Below are 6,000 nucleotides of genomic sequence, written 5' to 3'. Positions count from 1 at the left end.
CATAGTTGAGGCCGGGGCCGCCGTATTGCTCGGGGATGGTGGGGCCGAGCAGGCCGAGTTCGCCCATTTCGCGGAAGATCGCCGGATCGGTTTTTTCATGGCGGAAGGCTTCCAGCACGCGGGGTTGCAGCTTGTCCTGGCAATACGCATTGGCGGCATCGCGCACCATGCGTTCGTCATTGGTCAGCTGCTGGTCCAGCAGCAGCGGATCGTCCCAGTGAAATTGTACTTTGCTAGTCATCGTTGTCTCCGGTTCTAAACTTTTTCAATCACGACCGCGAGGCCCTGGCCAACGCCGATACACAGGCTGACGACCGCATAGCGGCCATCGCGGCGTGCCAGTTCGCGGCTTGCGCTCAAGGCGAGGCGGGCACCCGATGCACCGAGCGGATGGCCAATGGCAATTGCGCCGCCGTTGGGGTTGACGCGTGAATCGTTGAAGTCGATTTCCAGCATCTTCAGGCAGCCAAGCACCTGGCTGGCGAAGGCTTCATTGATTTCTATGATGTCCATGTCGGCAAGCCTCAGACCTGCGCGATCCAGTGCCTTGCGGATCGCAAAGACCGGTCCGATACCCATGACACGCGGTTCGACACCGGCGACCGCTGCCGACAGGATGCGTACCATCGGTGCCTTGCCGACTTGATCGCCTGCCGCACGGCTGCCGATCAGCAATGCCGCTGCGCCATCGTTGATACCGGAGGCGTTGCCTGCCGTAACGACGCCGCCTTCAAACAAGGGCTTGAGTTTTTCGAGCGTCGCCGCAGTGGTTTCCGGACGAGGATGTTCATCCTTGTCAACCAGGACCGGTGGTGTCTTGCGGCCGGTCGGCACGCTGATCGGATGAATCTCGCCGGTGTAGAAGCCATCCTGCAGCGCCGCGTGATATTTCATCTGCGATGCGAGTGCAAATGCATCCGCCTGCTCACGGGTGATGCCGCAGTCACGTGCGACGTTGTCGCCTGTTTCCGGCATGGTATGACCGCCGTACTCCTTGGTGACCTTGGGATTAGGGAAGCGTGCGCCGATGGTCGTGTCGAACACCTTGAAGTCGCGGCTGAATGCCGATTCCGATTTGGCGACGACGAAGGGTGCGCGGCTCATGCTTTCCACGCCGCCGGCGAGGTAGAGCTCGCCTTCACCACAGGTAACGGCGCGTGCCGCATCCATCACCGCTGCGAGGCCGCTGGCGCACAGGCGATTAACGGTCTGGCCGCCGATGCTGACCGGCAGGCCCGCTGCCAGCAATGCGTTGCGTGCGACGTTACGGGAATCTTCACCAGCCTGGTTGGTGTCGCCCAGTATCACGTCTTCAATCTGTTCCGGTTTCCATGGGTTGCGGGCGACCAGCGTGCGCATCACCTCGGCGACCAGATCGTCGGGGCGCACCGCCGCCAGCGCACCGCCATGGCGGCCAATGGGGGAACGCAGACCGTCGTAGATATAAGCGTCGAGCATGGATCAGATCTCCTTGTGATGTAGTGAGAGGCCGAGCAGGGCGCGACGCTGCAGCCAGGGACTGGGGCGATAGCGGCTGTCGCCGGTTTGCTGTTCGAGGTTTTTAAGGATGGCAAGTACGGTCCGCGCGCCGATCTGGTCACCCCATGCAAGCGGGCCCAGCGGATAGCCAAGACCCAGTGTCACCGCACGGTCGATGTCTTGCGGATCGGCGATATCCTGCTGCGCAATTTCGCAGGCGATGTTGACGATATGGGCGACGACGCGCTGTGTTACCAAACCTGCGCTGTCGCGGATCACGCTGACTGGCGTGCCAGTTGCGCCGAACAGACCGCATGCCATTGCAAGATAGTCGGCGCCGGTTGCCGGCGTGGTCATGACGACGCGGCGGCGGCTCAAGTCGAGCAGGCTTTCCACGGCGACCGTGCGGCGCGCATCAAGGTTTTCGCGTACACAGCAGGTCGTGGCGTCCTCGCCCAGCGGCGTGACAATGCAGAGCGCGGTATCGCTCGGACGTGCGCCGGATTCAAGCGGTATGCCAGCGGCGGCGATGAACGGCGCAATTTTTTCCGCCAATTCCGGACGTTCCTGGCTGAGCCAGACGCTGGACGCGGTTGCGGTTGCTTGTGCCGGCTCCGCAATGGCTTCCTTCTTGCCGTCGCTGCCATAACGATAGAAGCCGTGTCCGACTTTTTTGCCAAGTGCACCGGCGGTCAACATCTGGCGTGTATGCACTTGTGGCCGGAAGCGTGGCTCTTCGTAATACTGGTGGTAGATTGATTCCATCACCGGATGCGAGACGTCGAGGCCGGTCAGGTCCAGTAGTTCGCAAGGGCCGAGACGGAAACCGGCTGTATCGCGCAGGATGTTATCGAGCGCAGGAACAGTTGCCACGCCTTCGGCTAGCAGACGCAAACCTTCGGTGCCATAACCGCGTCCTGCATGATTGACGATAAAGCCCGGCGTGTCCTTCGCACGGACTGCCGTATGCCCCCAGTGCTTGCCCAGTGCCAGCAAGTAATCGACCACCGAAGCTTCAGTCAGGAAGCCTCCGATGGCTTCGACAATCTTCATCAGCGGAACCGGATTGAAGAAGTGGAAGCCGGCAACACGCTCTGGATGCTTGAGACCTGCGGCGATGGCGGTGACGGGAAGAGAGGAAGTATTGGTGGCGAGGATGGTGTCGGCGGTGACGATGCCTTCGAGGGTGCTGAAGAGGGAGCGTTTGGCGGCGAGGTCTTCGACGATGGCTTCAACGACGACATGACAGCCAGCCAGTTGCTCGATTCCGGTACAGGCCTGGAGCCTTTCCCCGGCGGCACTTGCAGCGGCAGCGTCTAGCTTGCCCTTGTCAACCAGTTTGCCGAAGGTCGCGAGCAGCTCTTCACGCGCTACTTTTGCAGCGCCTTCGCGCGCATCAGTGAGACGAACCTGAGCGCCCGATAAGACAGCAATCTGCGCAATCCCACGACCCATGATTCCACAACCGACCAGACCGACGACCAGCTGAGGGGAAGTCGGTTCGGGGCGCATTCCATTTTGCATGCCGGGCTCCTGAGGCTTTTAAGTTTGAAGTTCTGCAGTGCAGAAGCGATACATTTAAAATGGAACTGTATTTGTTTGCTTCCGCACTGTCAAGAAATTGATTAAGTAACTCCGTGTATCAACTAATATCTATATATGAAGCAATTCTCTAGTTAAAGCGTTGCAGCGCACATGACAGCACACCGTGCTGCTTGCGATACGATGCTTAAACCTGCACTGCAGAACTATATTCCACAAAGACATTGCAATTCCATTTCCGCTATGCGAGTATCAAAATCCGTAGGCGCCCCACGATGCCGGCAACAAATGTAAGGATATGCAATGGACCACCCGATCAATCTGACGCAAGGACACTGTCGAATCCACGCCGTATTCGAGCATTGGACAGCGCAATATGCAGGTAAGGTCGCGCTGTCAGACGCTGAACGTACAATTTCTTATGGTGAACTTGGTGCGGCGGTCGACGCCACTGTTGAGCGCCTGAAACAGGCTGGCGTCAGGGCAGGGGACCGGGTTCTGCTGGTAGCGGAAAATTCGGTGGCACTTGCGGTGTGCATCTTTGCGGTGAGCAGGCTGGATGCGTGGTCCGCGACGGTGAATGCGCGACTTTCAACGCGGGAGATCGACAATTTCCTATCGCATTCCGGTGCCCGCCGGGCGCTTTATTTCAGCGCGGTGTCGCCGCAGGCTGCGGCACACGGCGAACAGCATGGCGCCGAAATCGTCGATTGGCCGTACATCGGGACCCTGATGTTAGGTCCGCTCAATGACACAGCAGTTCCTGAGCCGGTAGAAGCCGATGGGACAAAACAGGTTGCGGCAATGGTGTATACCTCGGGTACGACCGGCGCTCCCAAGGCCGTCATGCTCACTCATGCCAACTTGCTGTTTATCGGTGCCAACGGTTGCCGCGTGCGAAAGATTGTTCCCGAAGACGTTGTCTATGGCGTGCTGCCCCTTTCTCATGTCTACGGCTTGTCAGCCTTGCTGATCGCGGCGCTGCTTGGCGGCGCAGCACTGCATCTAGTGTCCCGCTATCAGCCCGCCGCGCTGGCGCAGGCTCTTGAACACGATGGTATTACTGTCATGCATGGCGCTCCCGCGATGTACGCCAAGCTGCTGGAATGGAGCCAAAGCAATGGCATCCCGCTGCGGGCACCCGCACTGCGCGTCGCGCAGTCAGGCGGTGCGCCGCTGACCTTGCCGCTCAAGCAAGCGTTCGAATCCACGTTTGGCCTCATCCTGCAAAACGGTTATGGAATGACGGAAGCATCACCTTCCATCTGCCAGACCCGGCTGGAATCGCCACGCCAGGATTGTTCGGTCGGACAACCGATTCCGGGCATTGAAATCCGGATACATGGTGCAGAGGAAAGCAGCGAAGGCGTGGGTGAACTCTGGGTGCGCGGTCCGAACGTCATGAAAGGCTATTACCGCGCGCCGGACCTGACTGCTGAAACCATCACGCCCGATGGTTGGCTGCGCACCGGCGACCTCGCGCGCCTGGAAGCGGACGGCACTGTGTCCATCGTCGGCCGCAGCAAGGAACTGATTATCCGCTCCGGTTTCAATGTCTATCCGATCGAGGTAGAACAGGTGTTGAATGCCTTCCCTGATGTTGTGCAATCCGCGGTCGTTGGCCGCACGGTAGAGGGCAACGAAGAAGTCGTGGCCTTCGTGGAGCGCGCGCAGGGCGCGGACATTGATCTTCAAGCGCTTAATGTCCACCTCAAGGCGAATCTTTCCCCCTACAAGATTCCCACGGAAATTGTCGTCATGGATCATTTGCCAGCCGCCGCTACCGGGAAGATTTTGAAGAAAGAACTGCAGCAAATGGCAGAGAGGGCACAGAGGGCAGAAAGCGGTAGCGGGAATACGTAATTTCTCGCAGGTCCATGGCAGTAAACAAGTGATCCTGAGGCTATATCGTGCTTTGCGCTGGAGGCCTCAGTTGTCGGATAATGCCGCAATACCAGGCGAAATAAAGCCATATACGGCAATACAACCGGGCGGGCCGTTCCGCATAAAAGAAGATTGGGCCGGGCCCCCGGTCCACGCCCTGCACGGAAAAGGACATTGAAGTGGCACTGCACCCGATGACGGACGAACTGAGCGAAGACGAGCTACCGGTAACCAGGCAATCCAATGCCAAAGAGGACCGGCACTTTGTGACGGCACTGGCACGCGGTTTGGAAATTCTTTCCTGTTTCCGATCGGGCGAAAAGATGCTGGGTAACCAGGAACTGGCGGATCGCGCAAAGTTACCGAAATCCACTGTCTCGCGCCTGACCTATACGCTGACAAAGCTGGGTTATCTGCAGTACGTCGATGAGGCGGGTAAATACCGGCTCGGGACCGCCAGCTTGGCTTTGGGCAGCGCCATGTTATCCAAACTGGATATTCGCCAGTATGCACGCCCCTATATGCAGGAAGTGGCCGACTTCTCGCACGCCACCGTGTCGCTGGGCATGCGCGACCGGCTCAGCATGATCTATGTGGAAAACTGCCGCAGCCAGGCTGCCCTGACCCTGCGACTGGACGTCGGCGCCCGCATTCCAATTGCCCTGACCGCGATGGGACGTGCCTATCTTGCCGAGACGTCAAACGCCGAGCGCAACGACATTCTTGACCGTGTGCGGGAACTGGATGAAACCAATTGGCCGGCAATACGCGAAGGCGTGATGCGTTCCGTTGAGGAATATCATCGGCTCGGCTGCTGCACGTCGTTCGGCGACTGGCAACGTGATGTCAATGCAATTGCAGTTGCCTTCCGTCCGACGAACGGTTCATCCATCCTTAGCATCAACTGCGGCGGCCCGGCCTTCAATCTGTCGTCTGACTTCCTTCTCAACGAAGTCAAACCGCGTCTCCTCGATCTGGTTGAACGTCTGCGCCGGCTGTAGGCCGGCAGCAAAGGTAGTGAGCGAGATATCTTCCGCTGTCTCGGTTATCACCCTGCTCTATCCAATATTCTCTTCGGGACGAGCCCTTTGGGGA

Annotated in this window: 5 protein-coding genes; 2 read left to right on the top strand and 3 right to left on the bottom strand. The window is 58.9% G+C overall.

Annotated elements, in window-relative coordinates; genetic code table 11:
• The 3 genes from ACFQUU_RS18595 to ACFQUU_RS18585 all read right to left on the bottom strand — a co-directional run.
• On the bottom strand, positions 1-241 hold a 241-nt coding region (locus tag ACFQUU_RS18595), incomplete at its 3' end, for an acyl-CoA dehydrogenase family protein (RefSeq protein WP_382249611.1).
• A gap of 14 nt (positions 242-255) precedes the next feature.
• Positions 256-1,458, bottom strand: a complete 1,203-nt coding sequence (locus tag ACFQUU_RS18590; RefSeq protein ID WP_382249610.1) for a 3-oxoadipyl-CoA thiolase — start codon at positions 1,456-1,458, stop codon at positions 256-258.
• 3 nt (positions 1,459-1,461) lie between these two features.
• Entirely contained in the window at positions 1,462-3,003 is a 1,542-nt protein-coding gene (locus tag ACFQUU_RS18585; protein ID WP_382249609.1) for a 3-hydroxyacyl-CoA dehydrogenase, read from the bottom strand.
• Positions 3,004-3,324: 321 nt separating this feature from the next.
• Here ACFQUU_RS18585 and ACFQUU_RS18580 point away from each other — a divergent pair, with 321 nt between their 5' ends.
• Together ACFQUU_RS18580 and ACFQUU_RS18575 are read left to right on the top strand one after the other, a co-directional pair.
• Entirely contained in the window at positions 3,325-4,884 is a 1,560-nt protein-coding gene (locus ACFQUU_RS18580) for a class I adenylate-forming enzyme family protein (RefSeq protein ID WP_382249608.1), read from the top strand.
• A gap of 215 nt (positions 4,885-5,099) precedes the next feature.
• Positions 5,100-5,906 (top strand): IclR family transcriptional regulator, encoded by an 807-nt coding sequence (locus tag ACFQUU_RS18575; RefSeq protein WP_382249620.1) that lies wholly within the window; start codon positions 5,100-5,102, stop codon positions 5,904-5,906.
• The last annotated feature ends 94 nt before the right edge of the window (positions 5,907-6,000 follow it).

The sequence above is a fragment of the Herbaspirillum sp. GCM10030257 genome, from assembly GCF_042666555.1.
GTDB lineage: Bacteria > Pseudomonadota > Gammaproteobacteria > Burkholderiales > Burkholderiaceae_D > Noviherbaspirillum.
The sequence above is the reverse complement of the archived record's forward strand: the minus strand, read 5'-3'. Positions and strand labels throughout refer to the sequence as shown.